This is a genomic window from Paraburkholderia fungorum (assembly GCF_003610895.1).
GTDB classification, from domain to species: Bacteria; Pseudomonadota; Gammaproteobacteria; order Burkholderiales; family Burkholderiaceae; genus Paraburkholderia; species Paraburkholderia fungorum_B.
In genome coordinates this window covers 14752-34996 of sequence record NZ_MCAS01000038.1, presented here as the reverse complement: position 1 = coordinate 34996, position 20245 = coordinate 14752, and the positions used below count along the sequence as shown (strand labels likewise).

At 63.5% G+C, this 20245-nt stretch carries 16 protein-coding genes and 1 pseudogene; 5 read left to right on the top strand and 12 right to left on the bottom strand.

All coding sequences use genetic code 11. The annotated features are described in order from the left end of the window. Nucleotides 1–58: 58 nt before the first annotated feature. The gene (locus tag BCY88_RS29425) at nt 59–1414 is read right to left on the bottom strand and encodes an MFS transporter (protein ID WP_120347681.1); all 1356 of its coding nucleotides are present in this window, start codon (nt 1412–1414) and stop codon (nt 59–61) included. A 67-nt stretch (nt 1415–1481) separates the two neighbouring features. After that, nucleotides 1482–2645 (bottom strand): M20 aminoacylase family protein, encoded by a 1164-nt coding sequence (locus BCY88_RS29420; RefSeq protein ID WP_220669704.1) that lies wholly within the window; start codon nt 2643–2645, stop codon nt 1482–1484. Nucleotides 2646–2772: 127 nt separating this feature from the next. Here BCY88_RS29420 and BCY88_RS29415 point away from each other — a divergent pair, with 127 nt between their 5' ends. Then, on the top strand, nt 2773–3723 hold the full coding sequence (locus BCY88_RS29415; RefSeq protein WP_120347679.1) for a LysR family transcriptional regulator: 951 nt from the start codon (nt 2773–2775) through the stop codon (nt 3721–3723). 158 nt (nt 3724–3881) lie between these two features. Next, nucleotides 3882–5258 (top strand): hypothetical protein, encoded by a 1377-nt coding sequence (locus tag BCY88_RS29410; RefSeq protein ID WP_147408571.1) that lies wholly within the window; start codon nt 3882–3884, stop codon nt 5256–5258. A gap of 83 nt (nt 5259–5341) precedes the next feature. Here the strand turns inward: BCY88_RS29410 and BCY88_RS29405 are convergent, their stop codons facing one another. Beyond that, the gene (locus tag BCY88_RS29405) at nt 5342–5800 is read right to left on the bottom strand and encodes a hypothetical protein (protein WP_120347677.1); all 459 of its coding nucleotides are present in this window, start codon (nt 5798–5800) and stop codon (nt 5342–5344) included. A gap of 90 nt (nt 5801–5890) precedes the next feature. After that, nucleotides 5891–7348: an aldehyde dehydrogenase family protein gene (locus BCY88_RS29400; RefSeq protein ID WP_120347676.1), complete on the bottom strand. Its 1458-nt coding sequence runs from the start codon at nt 7346–7348 to the stop codon at nt 5891–5893. 214 nt (nt 7349–7562) lie between these two features. Here BCY88_RS29400 and BCY88_RS29395 point away from each other — a divergent pair, with 214 nt between their 5' ends. Continuing rightward, complete coding sequence (locus BCY88_RS29395) at nt 7563–7934, top strand: cupin domain-containing protein (RefSeq protein WP_120347675.1); 372 nt, start codon at nt 7563–7565, stop codon at nt 7932–7934. A 116-nt stretch (nt 7935–8050) separates the two neighbouring features. Here the strand turns inward: BCY88_RS29395 and BCY88_RS29390 are convergent, their stop codons facing one another. The 3 genes and pseudogenes from BCY88_RS29390 to BCY88_RS29380 form a co-directional block, all read right to left on the bottom strand. Beyond that, nucleotides 8051–9442, bottom strand: a complete 1392-nt coding sequence (locus BCY88_RS29390) for an NAD(P)/FAD-dependent oxidoreductase (RefSeq protein WP_120347674.1) — start codon at nt 9440–9442, stop codon at nt 8051–8053. 331 nt (nt 9443–9773) lie between these two features. Further along, a pseudogene (locus BCY88_RS29385) lies at nt 9774–11243 on the bottom strand (purine-cytosine permease family protein); the annotation flags it as partial. Nucleotides 11244–11580: 337 nt separating this feature from the next. Next, entirely contained in the window at nt 11581–12549 is a 969-nt protein-coding gene (locus BCY88_RS29380; RefSeq protein WP_120347673.1) for a LysR family transcriptional regulator, read from the bottom strand. Nucleotides 12550–12726: 177 nt separating this feature from the next. Here BCY88_RS29380 and BCY88_RS29375 point away from each other — a divergent pair, with 177 nt between their 5' ends. After that, nucleotides 12727–14145, top strand: a complete 1419-nt coding sequence (locus BCY88_RS29375; RefSeq protein ID WP_259461548.1) for an NAD(P)/FAD-dependent oxidoreductase — start codon at nt 12727–12729, stop codon at nt 14143–14145. Between the two features lie 64 nt (nt 14146–14209). Here the strand turns inward: BCY88_RS29375 and BCY88_RS29370 are convergent, their stop codons facing one another. Further along, nucleotides 14210–15103: a LysR family transcriptional regulator ArgP gene (locus tag BCY88_RS29370; RefSeq protein WP_120347672.1), complete on the bottom strand. Its 894-nt coding sequence runs from the start codon at nt 15101–15103 to the stop codon at nt 14210–14212. A gap of 97 nt (nt 15104–15200) precedes the next feature. Here BCY88_RS29370 and BCY88_RS29365 point away from each other — a divergent pair, with 97 nt between their 5' ends. Next, nucleotides 15201–15827 carry a LysE/ArgO family amino acid transporter gene (locus BCY88_RS29365; protein WP_120347671.1) on the top strand — a complete coding sequence of 209 codons (627 nt, stop codon included), beginning with the start codon at nt 15201–15203 and terminating at the stop codon, nt 15825–15827. A 79-nt stretch (nt 15828–15906) separates the two neighbouring features. Here the strand turns inward: BCY88_RS29365 and BCY88_RS29360 are convergent, their stop codons facing one another. Genes BCY88_RS29360 through BCY88_RS29345 form a run of 4 tightly spaced genes read right to left on the bottom strand, consistent with a single transcriptional unit; the run spans nt 15907 to nt 20240 of the window. Continuing rightward, nucleotides 15907–16806 carry an alpha-amylase family protein gene (locus tag BCY88_RS29360; RefSeq protein ID WP_120347670.1) on the bottom strand — a complete coding sequence of 300 codons (900 nt, stop codon included), beginning with the start codon at nt 16804–16806 and terminating at the stop codon, nt 15907–15909. Beyond that, on the bottom strand, nt 16799–18301 hold the full coding sequence (locus BCY88_RS29355) for an AMP-binding protein (protein ID WP_120347669.1): 1503 nt from the start codon (nt 18299–18301) through the stop codon (nt 16799–16801). Before BCY88_RS29355 ends, BCY88_RS29360 begins: the two co-directional genes overlap by 8 nt. A gap of 7 nt (nt 18302–18308) precedes the next feature. After that, a complete protein-coding gene (locus BCY88_RS29350; RefSeq protein ID WP_120347668.1) occupies nt 18309–18545 on the bottom strand; it encodes an acyl carrier protein in 237 nt (78 codons plus the stop codon). A gap of 33 nt (nt 18546–18578) precedes the next feature. Then, nucleotides 18579–20240 carry an MBOAT family O-acyltransferase gene (locus tag BCY88_RS29345; RefSeq protein ID WP_120347667.1) on the bottom strand — a complete coding sequence of 554 codons (1662 nt, stop codon included), beginning with the start codon at nt 20238–20240 and terminating at the stop codon, nt 18579–18581. Nucleotides 20241–20245 lie beyond the last annotated feature (5 nt).

Genomic DNA, 20245 nt, shown 5'->3' with positions numbered 1-20245 from the left:
GGAAAGGCCAAAGCCACAAGCAAACAACCAAAGCGCCGCGCAGGCAAAAAAAACCACCTCAATCAATAGCCCTTCCAGCAGTCTCCCGCATAAACGGCAACGGCAACAACGACACAACCCCACACCCGATCAGATACCACGCCGGAGCCAGATGGCTCCCAGTAATCTGAATCAGCCAGGTAGCAAAAAACTGCGCAAACCCGCCAAAAATAGACACACCTAAACAATAAACAATCGACATCCCGGTAGCGCGAATCGCGCGAGGAAACAACTCGGGCAGCATGACGATATTGGGCACAGCCGTAAAAGCGACCAACACCGCCAGCACAGCAACAACAGACAGCAAAACCGGCACCGTGGGCGAAGCATTAATCATCATGAACGCCGGATACACGGCAACAATCAGCATCACCCGCGAAATCCACAACACACGCTTACGCCCCACACGATCGGACAACGCCCCCGCAAAAGGCGAGCAGATCACCGTCACGATCGCCGCAGTCCACGCGGCCCACAGCGCCGACGACATCGGCAAATGCAAAATCTGAATCGCGTACGTCGACAGATAAAACAGCACGATGTAGTTCGCCGCCGTGCCGCCAATCGTCGTCAACACACCCGTCGTAATCACGCGCGAATGCTCGCGAAACAGCTTGCGAACCGGCTGCGCATCAGGTGCCTGCGCCGCCGAAGCCGCGCCGTCTTCCACGCCCGGCAACGTCTCGTCCAGATGCCGCCGGATGTAAATACCAATCGGCCCCATCGCCATGCCGATCACAAACGGCACGCGCCAGCCCCAGCTCTCCAGCGCGGCAGTGGACAGCGCCGCCGCCAACGCAACACCCAGCAGCGAGCCGCAGACGGTATTCAAGCCCTGACTCACGAATTGCCAGCTTCCGTAGAAGCCACGCGTCTTGTCGCTGCCATACTCGAGCAGCAACGATGTCGATGCACCAATCTCGCCGCCCAGCGCGAACCCCTGAATCAGGCGCGCCAGAATCACCAGCAAGGGCGCGGCAACGCCAATCATTGCGTACGTCGGCGCGAACGCAATGATCGCCGAGCCAAGCGTCATCAGCCACAACGTGAGACTCATCGCGGCCTTGCGTCCGGCGCGATCGGCATACGCGCCGAGCACGATGCCGCCCACCGGCCGCATGATGAAACCAACCCCGAAGGTGCCGACCGCCAGCATCAGTTGCGCAAGCTGCCCCTCCACCGGGAAATACAGCTTGCCGATGATCGTCGCGAAGAAACTGTAAATCGTGAAATCGAAAAACTCGAGACCGTTGCCAAGCGTGATCGCGGCAATCGCTTTGGCGTGGCTCGTGCGTTTGGCGGGCTGCAGGGCCGACGCGTCGGCGAGATTGAGCGCCTCGGCACCTGCGGTTTGCGGTGTAGCGGGATAGTCCATCTGTGTCTCCATGTGTCGCCTGCCGATGCGCGGCTCTACGGCCGCTTTTGCAAATAGCCGGCCAGCCTCAGACGAGGAAGGTCTGCGCGAGGCGCACCCAGTAGGCCGCGCCGGTAGCGAGGCAAGCGTCGTTGAAGTCGTAGCCGGGGTTGTGGACCATGCAGCCGCCCTCGCCGTCGCCATTGCCGATGATCAGGTAGCTGCCCGGGCAACGCTCGAGCAGGAACGCGAAGTCTTCACTGCCGGTCAACGGCTGCATGCCGGTGATCAAGCCGTCTTCGCCGAGCCAGTCGAGCGCGACCTGCCGCGCGAGGCCGGTCATCTCCGCGTCGTTGACGAGCACCGGATAACGCCGCTGATAGTCCACGTGCGCCCGCGCGCCATACACCGCCGCCTGACCACAGGCGACCGCCGTGATGCGCTCCTGCAAATGGTCGCGAACCTCGGGCCGCAGCGCGCGCACGGACAGGCGCATCTCCGCGGTTTCAGGAATCACGTTCGGCGCTTCGCCGGCGTGAATCGCCCCCACCGTGATGATCGCCATGTCGAGCGGCGCAATGTTGCGCGATACGATCGACTGCAAGGCCAGCACGATCTGCGCGCACACCACCACCGGATCGATCGCCTTGTGCGGCACCGCGCCATGGCCGCCGCGGCCGGTCACCGTGATGATCACGGTATCCGACGAAGCCATGAAGGAGCCCGGCAGGAAGCCGAACTTGCCGGTCGGAAAGCCCGGCATGTTGTGCATCGCGAATACGGCGTCGCACGGGAATTTGTCGAACAGGCCGTCTTCGAGCATTTTTTTCGCGCCGGCCTGGCCTTCTTCGGCAGGCTGGAAAATCACGTTCAACGTGCCGTCGAAACTCTTTTCCTGCGCGAGGTGCTTGGCGGCCGCCAGCAGGATAGCCGTGTGACCGTCGTGGCCGCATGCGTGCATCTTGCCGGGCACCGTGCTCGCATAAGGCAGGCCGGTGGTTTCGTGGATCGGCAATGCGTCCATGTCGGCGCGCAGGCCGAGTTTGCGCGTGCCGCTGCCAACTTTCAGTTGGCCGACAACACCGGTTTGACCCAGCCCGCGATGCACGGTGTAACCCCATTCCTGCAAGCGCTCGGCGACCAGATCGCCGGTGGCGAACTCTTCGTAAGCCAGTTCGGGCTGCGCGTGGATACGGCGGCGCAGCGCGATCATTTCGTCTTCGAGTTCGGCGATGCCCGCCGGGATGGCCATGGTGTTCACGATGTCGTCTCCGTCTATGAAAGCGTGCGCCAAGCATAACGACGCCGATTTCCCAGCGGCAGGCGTAGAATCGTTACGGTGGCAACCAGTGGTTGTCACCGTACTAAGGGTTTTCCAGATGAAACTCCATCAACTCAGCACCTTAGCGGCCATTGCGGATACCGGCAGTATCCGGGCGGCCGCCCGCTCACTCGAACTTTCGCCAGCCGCCGTGACCAAGGCCATGCGCGAACTGGAAGCCGATCTGCAGGCGCCGTTACTGCTGCGTGGCGCGAGCGGCGTCGCGTTCACGGAGTTCGGCCGTGCGCTGGTCGTGCATGCCCGGCTGGTGCTCGGCCAGTTGCAACGCGCGGAAGCGGAGATTGAAGCGCTGCGCGGCGCGGCGGCCGGCAAACTGTCGATCGGCGTTACACCATGGGTGGCGTTGACCTTTCTGCCGCCCGCCGTGCAGCGGTTCAGGCAGCACATGCCGGAAGTCCAGCTGGAATTTTTCGAGGGGCTGCTGGGCGTCGTGCAACCGCGCCTGCGCGACGGCAGCCTCGACTTCTCGATCGGCCGTCCGCCGCCCGCCTCGCCGCAATCGGAATTTCACAACGTACCGCTGTTTTCAACGCATTCGGCGGTGTGCGCGCGGCGCGATCATCCAAAGGCGGGTTGCCGCACGCTGCTCGAACTGGAAGACGCCGAATGGGTGCTGAACTGGGACCCGGCAAGCCGCGAGTCGATCTCGGACAATCTGTTCCGCAAGCGCGGCATGAAGGTGCCGCACACAATCCATCTCGCGCACTCGCTCTCGGTCGTGCTTGGCCTGCTCGCACGAACGGACATGGTCAGCATTTTTCCGTGGCCGCTCGTCGAGGTGCTCACCGCGAAGGAGAACCTGTGGGCGCTGCCCTTGCGTGAAACCGTGGATGAAACCATCGTCAGCATCACGTCGCGGCGTGGTGCGCCGACGAGTCCGGCGGCCACGTGTTTTCTCGACTGTTTGCGCGAAGTGATCGACGAAGGCGCGCGCTCGCAAGACCCCGAGATGCGCCGCCTGTTTCATTCGATCGAACTGCTGCTGTAGGGGTGTGACTGCATGGCTTGACCAGAATGGTCCGCTTGGTCCGCTTGGTCCGGTTGGGCGGTGTCACGGGCTCGTCGCGCTGTAAGCCGAATCGCAGACACGCCCGCTATGCTTCGAGTGCGCAGCCGCGCGCCGCCCTGCAGCTAACTCGACCGACCGTGACCCAGCGCCCCGACCACGAAGCCGTCCGCCAAGCAGCGCCTCCGGGCCCGTCAGCCGCGCATGCCGGCGACAGCGCCCCGCTCGATCCGGCCCGTCATCGCGCCCTCGCCGAAACCCGGCACGGCGATGGCGACGAACTGGGCGCGCTCGCGCATCTGATCGCCGCACACACGCTGGACGCTTACGCCGCCGCAGCACCCGACGCCAGCGCCGCGAATCTCTGCGACGTCGCGACCGGCTACTTCATGAAAGGCGATCACGCAGTCGCAGAGTACTGGTACCGCCTCGTTCTGAGACTCGATCCGCATGTCGCGGTGGCCTGCCAGAATCTGGCTGCCATCCTCGCAAGCGCGGGACAGGTGCATGAAGCCGCTGAGTATCGGGAGCGTGCGTACCGGATTCAACGTGTCTTTGTCGAGGGAAACGGCACGGAGCAGCACCGCGTGCTGGTTCTCTGCGCGGCGCGCACTGCCGGCAATGTGCCATTCGACGCGCTGCTGTCCGGCGCGCGCTGGTGCCGCATCAAATACGCGATCGATTACGCCGCCGACGAAGAAGACGATCACTTGCCGGCTTACGATCTGGTGTTCAACGCGATTGGCGATGCGGACATCGCCGCGCCACTCGCCGGGCGGCTCGCGCGCTTCGTCTCACGCTGCGCGCGGCCCCTGCTCAATCCGCCTGCTACGGTCGCCCGAACTCAACGGCACCTCACCGCGAGCCTGCTCGACGGGTTGCCGGACGTACAGGCGGCGCCATGCGTGCAGCGCGATGCCGCCCCAGCTTTACGCGCAGCGCTTGACGCCTTGCTCGCGCAGGCTGGCATCGACTATCCGGTTCTTGCGCGCCCGGCCGCTACACATGGTGGAGAGGGACTCACGTTATGCGAGAGCCCCACGGCGCTCGAAGCGTGGTGCGCGACACAAGCGGGAGTTTCCTATCTGACGGCGTTTCGCGACTACCGCAGCGCCGACGGCTTCTACCGCAAATACCGGATCATCTTTGTCGACCGGGAGCCGTTTGCCTACCATCTGGCGATTTCGCCGCACTGGATGGTGCACTACTACTCCGCGGACATGGAACAGCATGCGTGGAAACTGGACGAAGAGCGGCGCTTCCTCGACAATCCGCGCGCCGCGCTCGGCGAGCGTGCGATGAATGCCATTGCGGCAATCGGCAGGCGGCTCGATCTCGACTACGGCGGAATCGACTTCACCTTGCTGCCAGACGGACAGGTGCTGGTGTTCGAAGCAAACGCGACCATGCTGGCGCACTTCGAGCGCGAGACCGGCCTGCTCGCGCACAAGAATCCCTACGTGCAACGCATCGTCGACGCGTTCGAACAGATGATGACGCATCGCACGCCGGCCTGAAGGTTGGCCTAGGGGTTGGTCTCGAAGTTGGCCTAAGGGTTGGCCTCGAAGTTGGCCTAAGGGTTGGCCTCGAAGTTGGCCTGTTACTGACTGGACAGATGCTGGCGCAGATACGGCACGAAGCCGTTCTGTGTCGGTCCGATCTGCTTGACGCAATCGTCGTAGTCAGAGCCCATCGCGCGATCCTGGCCATACATGCCGCGGCACTGCGCATACAGCGTGATGGTCGCCCCGCTGCCCTTGGCCACGCGCGTGGCCGAATAGACTGCCTTGCCCGAGCGGCTCGGCACGTCGGTCTCGATCGACACCGTGTCCGCGCGGACGATCGACGTGGACGAGTGCGCCGCCACGTAGTCTTTCGTAAGCGACCAGGCCCTGTCGCACTGCGCCTGATCCGCGCACGCGATGGCAGCGTTACGCTGCGCGGCATCGAGCAGATTCTCTGAGCGGGTGAAGTCACGCTCCTGCGCCTCCTGCTTCTCGGCGGACATACAGCCACTCAGGGCAAGCGCGGCAAGCGCAATAGCGATAGTTGTTTTCACGGGTTGAAGATCCGATGGCGAATTCCGGTGAGGATTATAGACGCCCTCACCCCGCGCTTACAGGTTCGGAACGGCCATCGGAAGGCAGTCTCAACTCGCGTAGCCGACCACGCCCTTGATCTCCAGGAAGTCCTCGAGACCGAACTCGCCGTACTCGCGGCCATTGCCCGATTGCTTGAAGCCGCCGAACGGCGCGTCGGGACTATAGTCCGCGTAGTTCAGATAGATCGTGCCGGTACGCAGGCGCTTCGCCACGGCATGCGCATGCTCGATCGACGCGGATTGCACATAGCCCGCGAGACCGTAGAGACTGTCGTTGGCCATGGCGACCGCTTCGTCTTCGGAGTCGTAGCCGAGAATCGACAGCACCGGCCCGAAGATTTCTTCGCGCGCGATCGTCATGTCCGGCGTGACATTGCCGAATACCGTCGGGCGCACGAAGTAGCCGTCCTGCAAGCCTTCGGGACGGCCCAGGCCGCCTGCCACCAGCGTTGCCCCCTCTTCGATGCCCACGCCGATCAACCGCTGGATCTTGTCGAACTGCTGCTGGCTGATGACCGGCCCGAGATCGATCCCCTTCGCATCCGCGGGACCGACGACCAGGACTTCGGCCGCTTCCTTCGCATACGCCAGGGCCTCGGCAAGGTGAGCGCGCGGCACGAACATACGGGTGGGCGCATCGCACGACTGGCCGCTGTTGTCGAAACACGCCCGTGCGCCACGCATCACCGCCTGCTTCAGATCGGCATCTTCGAGAATCAGGTTGGCCGATTTGCCGCCCAGTTCCTGATGCACGCGCTTGACCGTATCCGCCGCGGCTTTCGCGACCAGCACGCCCGCCCGCGTCGAACCGGTAAACGACATCATGTCGATGTCCGGATGACGTGACATCGCCTCGCCCACCGTGGCGCCCTCGCCGTTGACGAGGTTGAACACGCCGGCCGGCACGCCCGCTTCGTCGAGGATCTCAGCGAAGATGATGCCGGAGAGCGGCGCCAGCTCAGAGGGCTTGAGCACCATCGTGCAGCCGGCCGCGAGCGCGGGCACGACCTTGGTGGCGATCTGCAGGGCCGGCCAGTTCCACGGTGTAATCAGCCCGCACACGCCGACCGCTTCCTTGCGGATCAGAATGCTGCTCTTCACGTACTCGAATTCGAACGTGTCGAGCGTGCGGATCATCGTTTCCAGATGCGCGACGCCCGTCCATGCCTGTGCGTCGTTCGCATATTGCAGCGGTGCGCCCATCTCGCGGCTGATCGCATGCACCATGTCGTCGTAGCGCTTGCGGTAGACGTCGAGAATCGCTTGCAGCAGATCGATTCGCTGCGCGATCGGCGTCTCGCTGTAGGCAGGAAATGCACGCTTCGCCGCGGCCACCGCGCGGTCGACATCGGCCGCGCCGCCAAGCGAAATCTGCGCGAACGCGCTGCCCGTGGACGGATCGATCACGTCGAGCGTGGCCGCGCCGGCCGTGTTTTGCGGCTCGACCCACTGGCCGTCGATATAAAACTGCCTGGCATGTTGGGCGTGTTGGAATTGCGATTGCATGGCTTAGTCCTTTACATGAATTGTGTGTGTTAGGTCAGACCGTGGACCGCGGATCGCGCCCATAGCGGTATCGAAGGCTTTACATCGACGCCGCTCAATCTGAATGTCTTCAAATCGAAATTCATCGCTGCGCTGCTTTGGCTCAGACTCCGGTTCTGCTTCGATTTCTTCATCGAATTCCCTGTCTTTGAATCACATCAACCTGGAGAGACACATGAGCACCATCACTTTCACCCGCATCGACGCCAAAGGTCCTGGCGCTACCGGCCTGAACGCTGCCCTGCACGATCCCGCCGACGTCATTCTCGAAGGCGCCAAGGCGCCGCACGCCCTCAACGCCTTCTCCGACGCGACCAACATGCTGTCCGCCGGCGTATGGCAATGCGACGCGGGCACACTGAAGCTGGCCGACCTGCCGATCCACGAAGTCTGCGTGCTGATCGAAGGCGAAGTCGTCATCACCAGCGACGACGGCCGCAGCGAACGCTATGCCGCCGGCGACGCCTTCATCCTGCACAAGGGCTTCTCGGGCACGTGGCACATGCCGGTGGCGACCAAGAAGTACAGTATCGTGTACTGCGGTTGATTCATACTGCGTCACACCGTTGCTTCAACTGGAACCGCACCTCCGCACCTCAAGGTGCGGTCCCCCTTAAGGTGCGGTTTTTTTATTCCAGCGGCAACTAATAAACACCGCCGCTGCTACATTGGAAAACCGAGCGCCTTGATCGAATTGATCCACAGACGCCGCCAGCCGCCGCGATCGTCGGCGCCGTCGAATGCGTTGAAGGTGATCTTCGCGGCGATCCAGCGCAGCGGTTCCGGCGGAATGTACGACGGCCCTTTGCGCGAAATATCCAGCGACGTGATCACGGTATCGCGATTCCACAGCATGTCGAGGCCCATCTTCGCACCGAAGCGGCTGCCCGCCACGCCAAAACCCGTATAGCCCGCGACGAACACGCTCTTGCCGCCGTGATAGCGGCGCGCGAACACGGCGCCGCGCGAGCAATAGTCGATCGGGCCGCCCCATGCGTGGGTGAAGCGCACGTCGTCCAGTTGCGGGAACGTGCGATAAAACGCTTCGGCGAGCTTGTAGTAGGTGCTCTCGTCACGATCGGCGGCCGGATTCGGATCGCCGCCGAAGTGGTAGCTCACCCGGCCGCCGAAGATAATCCGGTTGTCTTTGGTGAGACGAAAATAATTGAGCTGCGTACGCGTATCGTAAATGCCCTGGCGATTGTTCCAGCCAATGCGTGCCATCTGCTCCTCGCTCAACGGCGCGGTCGCGACGATGTGATCGCGCACCTGCATCACGCGGCGCTTGATGTCGCTCACGCCCACATCCGCCGTGCCGGTACCGAGCAGCACGCGCGGCGTTTCGATGCGGCCCGCCTGCGTATGCACGATCATCGTCGCGCCGAGATCTTCCAGGCGCGTGATCGGCGAGTGTTCATGCAAGCGCACGCCGAGTTTCAGCGCGGCCGCCTTCAGGCCCCACGCGAGCTTGGCGGGATGAATCGTGCCGCTGCGATTACGCGACCACATCGCGCCCGCGAACAGCGGCGAATCGAGTTGTTCTCTCGCGCCTTTGCTGTCGAGCAGCACCACGTCGTGTCCGTGGGACACGTGCAACTCGTAATCGCCCTTCAGATGATCGAGATGACCCGGGTCGACCGCGACCGTCATCTCGCCATTCCATTCGACGTCCGCTTCAATCCCGTAACGTGTCAAGGATTCCTTGAAACCGTCGAGGTTCTCCTGGCCCAGCTTTTCCAGCACGTCGAGGTCTTGCGGAAAGACCCGTGTCGCGTTCGGCAGACCGTGCATCACCGAGGTGGAAATGATCCCGCCCGGACGGCCCGATGCACCGTAGGCCACCTTCCCCGCTTCGACCAGCACGACGTCGAGCGACGGGTCTGCTTCCTTCGCCTGAATCGCAGCCCATAAACCGGTAAAACCACCGCCGACCACCACCAGATCCGCGCAAGTCGGACCGATCAATTCCCGTTCGACAGCCGGCGCGCGCGGATTGTCCAGCCAGAACGGAAACAGTTTTACCCCTTCGAACGCGCGCTTTACTGACTCGCTCATCTTGTTTGCCTACTCAACTTGAATACCATTGCATTTACCGCATGATTATCGTTCCGGTGCGGCCTGCGTGCTCCCTGACATGCTGCCTGAGCACGCCCGGGCGCCCTGCCTCGAACCCGACGATTCAACCCGCGTCCTGCGTGTCCAGCGCTTCTTCGCGTTCGCGTCGCGCGGCATGCCGGCCCGCTTGTGACGCTGCTTTTGACGTCACTTGTGACACCGCGTTTGACACCGGCTGCGACTTCGCTTGCACCGTCATTTGCGGCATGATTTGCGCCCCGCCTGCCTTAAGCTTAGTCGCCGGAACCACCGGATGCACCATCACATTGCGCCGCGAACCGCTGCGCAACCAGCGCCGGCCAAGCGGCCCATACACGCCATCCGGCTCAGGAAAGCACTGCAGCAACGCGATATACAACCCGCAGGCCAGTGTCAGCGAAACCGGCATGCTGATGTCGAGACCACCGGCGAGTTCTCCGAGCGGGCCAACAAACTGATCCGGCAGGTTGACGAAGCACAAACCGATCACGGCGCTCGGAATCCATGCACCCATCGCGCGCCAGTTCCAGCCGTGCGTGAACCAGTAGTGGCCGCCGCGGCCGCCGCGATTGAATACCTGCAGATCGTCGGACAGATAGAAACCGCGCCGTGTCACGAAGCCAATGATCATGATCACCATCCACGGGCAACTGCAGACGTTGATCAGCACCGAGAACGTCGACACGCTTTCGACCAGATTGAATGCGAAGCGGCCAAGAAAAATAAAGCCGATGGCGAGGCTGCCGATCAGCAAGGTAGCGCGCACGCGGTTCAGAAACTTCGGGAACATGCTCGACATATCGAGCCCGGTGCCGTACAGCGCCGTGGTGCCCGTCGACATCCCGCCGATGATCGCAATCAGGCACACCGGCAGAAAGAACCAGTTCGGCGAAATCGCCAGCAGACCGCCCACGTAGTTATTCGATGCGATGAATTCCGGCGCCTTGCTGGCGATGATCGTCGCGGTGGCAAGACCGAAGAAGAACGGCACGAAGGTCGCCAGCTGCGCGAGCATCACGGCGAGAATCGTGCGCTTCTTCGGCGTGTTCTGCGGAATATAGCGGGCCCAGTCGCCGAGCGTGCAGGCAAAAGAGACCGGATTGCTCATGGCAACCAGCACGGCGCTCACGAACGCCGGCCAGAAACCCACCGAGCCGAGCGCCACCTTGCCGGCGTAAGCGCTATTGAACGGCCCGGCGAACGCCACGATGCCGACCACGAACAGCAGGCTCGCCGCCCACACGGCGATCTTGTTGACCCACAGCATGAAACGAAAACCGTAGACGCAGACGGTCAGCACCAGCACCGCGAAGAGACCGTATGCGAAGCTCAGCGTCATCCAGTTGACCGGCAGACCGAACAGATGATTCGCGCCGCCCACCAGCGCGTCGCCCGAACTCCACACCGCCAGCGAGAAGAAGGCAACCGCGGTCAACACCGCCAGAAAGGAGCCGACGATCCGGCCATGAATGCCGAAATGCGCGCCTGAAGAAACCGGGTCGCTGGTGCCGTTGCGCGGACCGAACAGGCCCATCGGCGCAAGAATGCACGAACCGATCAGCACGCCGAGCACGATCGAATAAACGCCCGCCTTGAACGACAAGCCGAGCAGCACCGGAAAACTGCCGAGCACCGACGTGGAAAAAGTATTGCACCCGCCGAACAGCAAGCGGAACAGATCGATTGGCCGCGCATAACGCGAGCGATCCGGAATGCGCTCAAAACCGAATGTTTCGACTTGGGTGATGCTGTTGCTGCTCATTGTCTCCAACTCCTGTGACGGCCAGGTCTCAATCACGATGGCTCGCCACGGGGGATGTGGCGTCCACTTTTCTCAGATATCTGGACGTCACTGTAAAGACAATCGGCGTAGGCAAAAATACCGGCCGCCCAACCTTTACTTCGATGTTGGGCGATGTAACCCGAAAGCCCTGTCGAATAAGGCTCTACGAGGCGACGAAGGCACGTGCGGGGACGTCCCTCAGGCCCGATGCCGCGCAAACGTCGAAGCGAATCGCGAGAATCCGCATCTCAGCGCGGGCCTGCTTCACGTTCCTGCTTCATGTCCCTGCTTCACGTCCCTGCTGCGGGGCTCTGCTTCACGTCGCCATCTCACGACCCTGACGCCGCCGTTTCGCCGCGGCGACTGTCGGCAACGGTACCGGCACCGCGCCGGACATGCCGTGCTCGAGCAGAAAATCGCGGAACAGCCCGGCGACGTGCGGCAGGCGTTTATCGGACACATGCATCACATACCAGTCCCGCTCGATCGGATTGGCGGGCAAGGGCAGCAAGGCCAGCAAGCCGGCCTGAAACTCCAGCGAACACGCATGCAACGACAGAAACGCAATGCCCAAACCCGCCTCGACCAGTTGCTTGATCGCCTCGTTGCTCGAGAGTTCGGAGTCGATATGAAGCTTGTGTCCGGCGAGCCGAAACAGATTCTCGACGGTCGAGCGCGTGCCGGAACCCCGCTCGCGTACGAACAGATTCGCGGTTTGCAGATCGTCCAGCGACAGGCGTTTTTTCTTCATCAACGCATGGGCGGGCGAGGCGACGAACGCCATTGGATGTTTCGCGAAAGCCGTCGCCACCGTGCGCAATTCGCGCGGCGCACTGCCCATCACCGCAAGATCGATCTCGTGCGTGGCCAGCATGCGGATGATGTCGGCGCGATTGCCGACCTTGAACTGCACCTTCACTTGCGGGCGCAACTCGGTGAAACGCACCAGAAACGGCGGGATCAGATATTCGGCGGTAGTGATCGCGCCGATGCGCAGCGTACCGCCCTGCTCGCCATGCAAGGCGGCAAGATCGTCCGCCGCGCCGTTCCATAGATCGAGGATTTCCAGCGCATAGCGCGCGAGGATTTCGCCCGCCGCAGTCAACTGCACGCCACGGCCCACCCGCTGCAGGAGCGGTGCGCCGGCCGCCTCTTCGAGCAGACGTACCTGAAGCGACACCGCCGGTTGCGTGAGCTTCAACTCCTCGGCCGCGCGCGACACGCTGCCGAGCTTCGCGACGGTATGCAGCGCTTTCAATTGACGGAACGTGGCGGCTTTTAACATAAGTGAAAACCTATATGTTCTGTATAAACATTAAATTGTGCTGCGGTTTCAGCCGATTCTATACTGGCCCTGACAGATCAGAACGATGAATTCCGGATATAGCCCGCCAGGCCTTTCACCGGCTGGGCACGAATGACACGCGGATCACGCACGAATAACTTCAGGAGGATAAGGATCATGGCCGCAATCGATCAGCAAGCAACCTCTGACGCGCAATGTACACAGTCCGTGCGACATACGCAGCATACGAAGCAGGCGCCGCACACGGCACAGACAACGGCGCACCGCGTTGTGATCGTCGGTGGCGGAGTCGGTGGACTTGGGCTTGCCACGCGGCTCTCGGAAACCCTCGGACGCGCCGGTCACGCGCAGATCGTGCTGGTGGATCGCTGGCCCACGCATTTCTGGAAGCCCTTGCTGCACGAAGCCGCGTCGGGCCAACTCGATCCGGCCACGCATCAGTTGCAATATGCGGTGCAGGCACAACGGCACGGCTTCGAATTCGAACAGGGCGAACTCGCCGCGCTCGATCGCACCAACCGGCACATCACGCTCAATGCACTCCACGACGCGGACGGCCGCGAAATCCTGCCGTCACGGCAGCTTGCATTCGACACGCTGGTGCTGGCGATGGGCAGCGTCACGCAGTATTTCGGCGTGCCCGGCGCGGCAGAACACGCGTTGCCGCTCGAATCGGTCGCGCATGCGGAAGCGTTTCGCCGCAAGCTGCTCGACGCCTGCCTGCGTGCCAACCATGCGCGCCGCACGCGGACCGCTCAGGCGGACACGCCGGTCTCGATCAATATCATCGGCGCCGGTGCAACGGGCGTTGAACTCGCCGCTGCGGTACGCGATACGGTGCGTCTGCTGAACCGCTATAGCCCGTTTTCGCTCGACCCCGTGCGCGACTTCCGGATTCGTCTGATCGAAAGCAGCGAGCGTGTATTGCCCGCGTTGTCGGAAACGATTTCAGCGCGCGCGCAGAAGATGCTCGGCAGTCTCGGCGTCGACGTGCTGAATGCAACGCGCGTCACCGAAGTGCGCGCCGACGCCGTGCTGACGGATCAAGGCGCGCCGCTCGCCAGCGACATCGCGATCTGGACCGCCGGCATTGCAGGGCCGCCGGTGTTGCGCACGCTGGACGGCATCGCGGTAAATCGCAACGCCCAGGTGCAGGTGCACCGTACGCTGCAATGCACGAACGACGCGAATATCTTCGGACTCGGCGATTGCGCGGCCTGCCCTTCTTCCGACAACCCGGACGCGTTTCTGGCGCCACGCGCCCAGGTCGCCCACCAGCAGGCGCTGTTTCTGGCGCGCGCGCTGAAGTGCAGGATAGCGGGCGAGCCCTTGCCGGCGTTCGTCTACCGCGACGCCGGCACCCTGGTCGGTTTCGGCCGCGAAGGCACGATCGGCAGCCTGAGCAACGGCATGCTGACGCAGCCGATGTTCGTCGACGGTTGGCTCGCAACTGCCGTCTACAAGCTGATCTATCGCCGCCATGTGATGACGCTGACCGGCTTCGCACGCATGGCGCTCGATTCGGCGAGCCACTGGTTGCGCCGGCGCGTGCATCCGGTGATCCGCCTGCATTGACTCCGGCAAACGCAACTTGACCAACCCGGGCGGCACGTTTCAGCACGCGCCGCCCGAGTGGCGTTCAATCGAGAAACTCCGTCGCCCGTTTGCGCAGCACCGCGCTGAAATCGTCGAGCCAGCCGATCGACAGGCGCCAGCTCTGCCAGTAGAGATCGATGTCGATATGCTTGCCAGGCGCCATATCCACCAGCTCGCCGCTGGCCAGATGCGGCGCGATCATGCGCTCCGGGCACATACCCCAACCGAGGCCCGTCACACAGGCGCGCAAAAAACCGGCAACGTGCGGAATCCAGTGCAAAGGCGGGTCGAGGTCTGCCCGCGTAATACGCCGCATAAAGCGCTTCTGCAGCTGATCCTTCGGATTGAAATCGACGCACGGCGCGCGCCGCAGCGACTCGCGCGTGACGCCGTCGGCAAAATGGCGCGCACGAAACGCCGGCGTGCAGACCGCCAGATAGCGCATGCGCCCGAGCCGCGTCGAGCGGCAACCCTGCACCGGCTCGGCTTGCGTGGTGACCGCGCCTTGCACGCTGCCATCGCGAATTCGCTGCGCGGTGTGGTCCTGGTCGTCGATCACCAGATCGAGCAGCATCTCCCGTTCAACGCAGAATTGCGCCACCGCGTCGATAAACCAGGTGCCCACGCTGTCGTCGTTGACGGCCACGCGCAAGGCCGGCCACGCCTCCACCAATGCGCCAGGCAGCGCCGGCAGCCGGCCGCTCAGCTCCGCTTCCAGCAACAGCACGCGTTCGGTATGGCGGCACAGCAGCGCCCCGGAGGTGGTCGCGACACACGGCTGGCCGCGCTTCACGAGCACGCTGCCCACCCGCTCCTCCAGCAGTTTGACCCGCTGGGAGACGGCTGACGGCGTCACATTCAGTTCGCTGGCCGCGCGGTCGAACGATCCGTGCCGCACCACGGCGGCCAGGGCATCGAGCAACGCATAGTCGAGCATTAGCGTTCCTTAATCAGCATTAAGTAAATTAGCTTCTCTTATGAGCAGCAACCCCGCAGACTAGCCTCGTTCGCTTCCCCCGTCTACTGGACCGATTATGAACTGGCTGTCTTTTTCCCACGGCGCCGCCCTGTGCGCGTCGCTGATCGTGACGATCGGCGCACAAAACGCCTTTGTACTGCGTCAGGGCATCATGCGCTCGCACGTCGGCAAGATCGTCGCGCTGTGCGCGCTGTCGGACTTCATCCTGATCGGCGCCGGTGTGGGTGGCGCGTCGGTGCTGGTGGAGCGCTATCCGGTCTTCGTCCATACGATGCTGTATGTCGGGCTCGCCTATCTGGCGTGGTTCGGCGTCAATGCGTTGCGCCGCGCGGTGCGGCCCGGCCACGCGGTGCTGGACGCCAATGCGAACAGCGCGGCCGGCACGCCGGCAACCCAGCGCGCGATGCCGATCATTCTGATGACCCTGGCCTTCACGTGGCTCAATCCGCACGTGTATCTCGACACCTTCCTGCTGATCGGCACGGCGGGCGCGCGCGAACCCGACGGCGCACGGGTGGCGTTCGCGCTCGGCGCGATGGCGGTGAGCGGGGTCTGGTTTATCGGTCTGGGTTACGGCGCCCGCGCGCTGGCGCCGCTGTTTCGCCGGGCAAGCGCGTGGCGCGTGCTGGATGGCGCGATTGGCAGTATGGTGCTGTTGCTGGCGGTAACGCAGTTGCGCTAGGGCCAGTCTGCGGGCTGTTTATTTCTTCCATACATGCAGACAGGCGGCGCGCTTCCTGCACGCCGGCAACGCAGGCGCCCTACTTCTGCGCCTGCTGCATGCCCAGCAAGTCCTGCACGAGTTGGTCCGACACATAATGCGGCCCGTCGAACAGATAGGTCCGGTAGCCGCGGTAGGCCAGCAATTGCGGCGACAGTTCAGCGGCCGTCGCCGCGCGAAACGCGCCGCCCTGGGCCGGACGGAATGCCTCGGCGATGATCCGCACACGGTCCTTGCCGAGCCGCGCGGCCAGCGCGTCCGCGTACTCGCGCGCAGCGGCCGGACCGCGTGCATAAACCCCGCAGCCATCCTGCAGAAACACGCCGACATCCTTCGGCAGCCAGCCGTCCAGCCACGCCGCCAATGCCTGTCCCCCGACATTCGAATTGTCGTAGACGCTGATCCACAGTGGCCGCGGCAGCTTGTCGAGTAAAGGCGCGAGCGTGGCGGCGTCCTTCCAGGTCGGATCGACTTCAACCGGAAAGTAATAACCGTCGATGTGAACCGCCGGCCGCACGGCCGCCAGTTGCTTCGATTGCTCGACCAGCTGCGCCGCCCGCGCGCGGGCCGTGGTTTCGTCGAAACGTCCGGCGAGGCCGACGATCACATTGCGCGCCCACGGCTCGCCGCCAATCCGCGTCCAGTCCGGCAGACGTTGCGCCGTTTGCAGCGTGGTGCCCGGCAGAAACGAAATATCGTCCACCGCGGTCCATTGCACCAGCAGATCCGTTACACCGAGACGATTCCAGTCGCCGTGCGGATTGACATGATCTTCATCGAGTTGCCAGACCACGCCCTGCGCCAACGCGGCGGCGTCGGCCGAACCCGGCGCCGAGCAGCCGCATAGCAGCGCCGCGTACGCGCCCGCCGCGAGCAGCGTGCGCCGGCGTGGCGAGAGCGGCTCGCCGGCCCGGGTCTGAACGTCGTGTGAATTACCCATTGTGATGGCGCTGTGCCTTGAGATGAACGTCACGATAATCCTGAGCGAGTTGCGCACGGTCGATCTTGAAGTTGACCGATACCGGCAAGCTCCGGCACGCGAGCAATTCTGACGGGATCATATACGACGGCAGGCGGGCGGCAAGCAAGGCCTTCCAGTCGTGCAGCGCGTCGGGCAGGCGGCCGTCGTCGCTGCCGGTCGCGACGAACCCGACGATCCGTGCGACAGAGCCATCCGGGCGCCGCAATGGCACGGCGGCTGCACTCGCCGCACCAGGCAGCGCGCGCAAGCCCGCATCGATCTCCATCAGTTCGATCCGGTAACCGCCCATCTTGATCTGGTCGTCGATCCGTCCGTGACAAAACAGCAGCCCGTCGGCGTCGACCGCGCCCAGATCGCCGGTGCGAAACGCCCGCTCGCCGTGATGGGTGAACATGCGCGCCGCGTTCAGGTCTTCGCGATTCAGATAGCCGCGCATCACGTGCGCGCCGGCAATGCACAGCTCGCCGTTATCGACGAAAACCTCGGCGTCGCGCTTGGCACGCCCAATCGGCAGGCGCGCGTGATGCGCCAGCACCGCATCGTCGACGACGATCCAGGTGGTCGCCACTGTCGCTTCGGTCGGCCCGTAGGTGTTGACGATCCGTGCGGCCGGAAACCGCTGGCGCAGTTGCCGCGCGAGAGCAACCGGCAACACTTCGCCGCAGAACAAGAAGGTGCCGAGCGCCGGCAAACCCTCGTGCGAGAACTGCGGATTGAGCAATTGCTGCTGCGCGAACGACGGCGTCGATACCCAGGTCGTCACGCCGTGCCGTGCAAGATTGGCGAGGAACGTCGCGCCCTGTGCGGTCAACGCGCGTGAAGCGAGAACAGCGGTGCCGCCGAGTGCGAGCGTGCCGAATACTTCGTACATCGACAGATCGAAGCTGAACGGCGCCTGATTCAGGAACACCGGTGCGTCACCGAGTCCGAAGTCGGCCGCCATCCAGTCCACCAGCGCGGCGACGCTCTCGCGGCCGATCTGCACGCCCTTCGGCTCACCGGTCGTGCCCGAGGTGAACAGCACGTACGCAAGGTTTTTTTCGCGCAAGGGAGGCGCCGCCAAGGCCGCGACCGGCTCAGCCCGCACGTCCTGTTCGCTCTGTCCGTTCAAGTCCACGAAGCGGCCACTCTGCGCGTCGAAGTACGTCCGTGCGCCGAGCGTGCTCGCGATGCGCCGCATCCGTTCATCCGGGTAAATCGTGTCGACCGGCACGAACGGTGCGCCGAGCAGTAACGCCCCCGTCATCGCCACAAAGAATCCGGCTTCCTTGTGCCCGCGCACGATCACCGGCACATCCGCGGCAAAGCCGTGCTCGCACGCCAATGCGGCCCATGCGTGGGCCTGCTCCGCCAACTCGTGCCAGCGCAGCGCGCGATCGGCGCCGATCACCGCCCACGCGTCGGCGCGTACCCCGGTATCGACAAAGCGGCTCGCGCTCAGATCGAATCGCATGATGGGCCTAGCGGTTGGCGGCAATGAACGCGCAAAGCGCATTCACGGATGCCAGATGCTCGGGGATCTCGGTGGGCGGAATGCGCACGCCGAATTGCATCTCGACGCCCATCACGATTTCGACGGCCAGCACCGAATCGACCAGCCCCGTTTCGAGCAGCAGTTCATCGTCGCGCACGAGGCGCAGTACGACGGATTCGACCAGCGCCGCTACGTCGGCGTGCAGCGTTTCGTTTTGAGTCATGGTGTTGTCCTTGTGCAAACGTCGTTACGGCAATCAGAACTGGAAATAGAGAAAACGCACTTCACCGTGCAACTGCGCGACGCAGAACACGAGCACGCCGAGCATGGCGATGGTCCAGCGCAACGACGGCCGCCATGTCAGCGCAGCGGGCAGGCCCTCGGCCGCGCGTTCGAGCGCCGGCGAGAAACGCCCCATCAACTGATGCGAATTCGGCGTGCACCAGACGATCGCCAGCAGTGCGGCGATCTGCAAGGCGAGCGTCGAGCGCCCCGCGACCAGATGCAGCCACTCGCCGAAGCCTATGTTCGCGGTGCCCCATGCGGGCCAGTCGAGCGCTTCGATACCGTGCAGCCCCGCCATGCCTTGCAGTAATGCGAGCGCATCGCCAACGCCATGGGCGCGGAAAAACGCAAACGCGACGAGCGCGGCCACGAAGGTCAGCAACACGTTGCCCGTATGGCGAACACGTGCCTTGAGGCGCGTTGCGAATACCGCCGCGGTGCCTGCCGTTTCGATCGCCTGTGCTGAGGTTGCTGCTGCTCCCGCCGCCGCACCGCTCGCCGCGCGCCACGCGCGATAGGCGTGATTCACGGTGAGATACGCCGCGTGCAGCAAGCCGTAGATCAGATACTGCAAGCCCGCACCGTGCCAGATACCGGCCAGCGCCATCGTGTAGAACGTCGGCACGGCGACCGTCGAGAGAAAACCGCGCGTCGAGCGTTGCGCGAGACGGCCGATCGGCAAGCCACGCAGCGCACGACTGCGGTTGATCCGCATCGCCATCGGGTAGTACAGGTAAGCCGTGAGATAGCGCGTCAGCGTCATGTGCCAGCGCTGCCAGAAATCGATGATGCTGGCGGCCTTGAACGGCGAGTTGAAGTTCAACGGAAAGCGCACGCCGAACATCTTGGCGAGGCCCATCGCCATATCCGAGTAGCCGGAGAAATCGAAGTAGAGCTGCAGCGCGTACGCGAGGCAAGTGCCCCACGCCGCCAGCCACTGCAATTCGTGCGGTGCGGCAAATCCGGCGTCGGCAAACGGCGCGATGGTATCGGCGAACAGCACCTTCTTCGCGAGACCAATGGCGAACACGAATGCGCCGATAGAAAGATTCTCCGCGCGCAGTTTGTACGTGGCCGGTTGCGCGAACTGCGTCATCATTTCCTTGTGATGCAGGATCGGCCCCGCAATCAGATGCGGAAAGAACGTGACGAATTGCACGTAGCCGAGCGGGTCGCGCTCCTTGACGATCCCCGCATTGCAATCGAGCAGATAGCCGATCTGCGTGAAGGTGAAGAACGATACGCCGAGCGGCAGAATCACATCCTGCATGCCGTGCGCGAGCCAATCGGCGGGTGCCACGCCGCTTGCATGCACGAGCGCGGTAAGCAGCGTCGCCAGATACTTGTAGCGCACCAGCAGCGCAAGGTCGGCGGCAATCGCGAGACCGAGCAGCCAGCGGCGCCGTGCCGACTGCGCGCGCGCCGCGACGATCGCGCAACTCATCGCATAGTTGAACGCGATCGATACCACCAGCAAACTGACGAACGCCGGATTCCACCAGCCGTAGAACACGATCGATGCGCCGCATAGCCATGCCGCCGCGGCGCGCGGCATGCGTTGGCCAAGCAGGCAATAGCCGGCCAGCGCGGGCGGCAGGAACAGTGTGAGGAAGATGAATGAATTGAATAGCATCGCGC

What these genes read in the sequence shown, in the direction of transcription:
- BCY88_RS29425 (WP_120347681.1), bottom strand. Translation starts at nt 1,414, where the DNA reads ATGGACTATCCCGCTACACCGCAAACCGCAGGTGCCGAGGCGCTCAAT.
- BCY88_RS29400 (WP_120347676.1), bottom strand. Translation starts at nt 7,348, where the DNA reads ATGCAATCGCAATTCCAACACGCCCAACATGCCAGGCAGTTTTATATC.
- BCY88_RS29390 (WP_120347674.1), bottom strand. Translation starts at nt 9,442, where the DNA reads ATGAGCGAGTCAGTAAAGCGCGCGTTCGAAGGGGTAAAACTGTTTCCG.
- BCY88_RS29395 (WP_120347675.1), top strand. Translation starts at nt 7,563, where the DNA reads ATGAGCACCATCACTTTCACCCGCATCGACGCCAAAGGTCCTGGCGCT.
- BCY88_RS29365 (WP_120347671.1), top strand. Translation starts at nt 15,201, where the DNA reads ATGAACTGGCTGTCTTTTTCCCACGGCGCCGCCCTGTGCGCGTCGCTG.
- BCY88_RS29370 (WP_120347672.1), bottom strand. Translation starts at nt 15,103, where the DNA reads ATGCTCGACTATGCGTTGCTCGATGCCCTGGCCGCCGTGGTGCGGCAC.
- BCY88_RS29345 (WP_120347667.1), bottom strand. Translation starts at nt 20,240, where the DNA reads ATGCTATTCAATTCATTCATCTTCCTCACACTGTTCCTGCCGCCCGCG.
- BCY88_RS29355 (WP_120347669.1), bottom strand. Translation starts at nt 18,301, where the DNA reads ATGCGATTCGATCTGAGCGCGAGCCGCTTTGTCGATACCGGGGTACGC.
- BCY88_RS29420 (WP_220669704.1), bottom strand. Translation starts at nt 2,645, where the DNA reads ATGGCCATCCCGGCGGGCATCGCCGAACTCGAAGACGAAATGATCGCG.
- BCY88_RS29360 (WP_120347670.1), bottom strand. Translation starts at nt 16,806, where the DNA reads ATGGGTAATTCACACGACGTTCAGACCCGGGCCGGCGAGCCGCTCTCG.
- BCY88_RS29350 (WP_120347668.1), bottom strand. Translation starts at nt 18,545, where the DNA reads ATGACTCAAAACGAAACGCTGCACGCCGACGTAGCGGCGCTGGTCGAA.
- BCY88_RS29380 (WP_120347673.1), bottom strand. Translation starts at nt 12,549, where the DNA reads ATGTTAAAAGCCGCCACGTTCCGTCAATTGAAAGCGCTGCATACCGTC.
- BCY88_RS29375 (WP_259461548.1), top strand. Translation starts at nt 12,727, where the DNA reads ATGGCCGCAATCGATCAGCAAGCAACCTCTGACGCGCAATGTACACAG.
- BCY88_RS29415 (WP_120347679.1), top strand. Translation starts at nt 2,773, where the DNA reads ATGAAACTCCATCAACTCAGCACCTTAGCGGCCATTGCGGATACCGGC.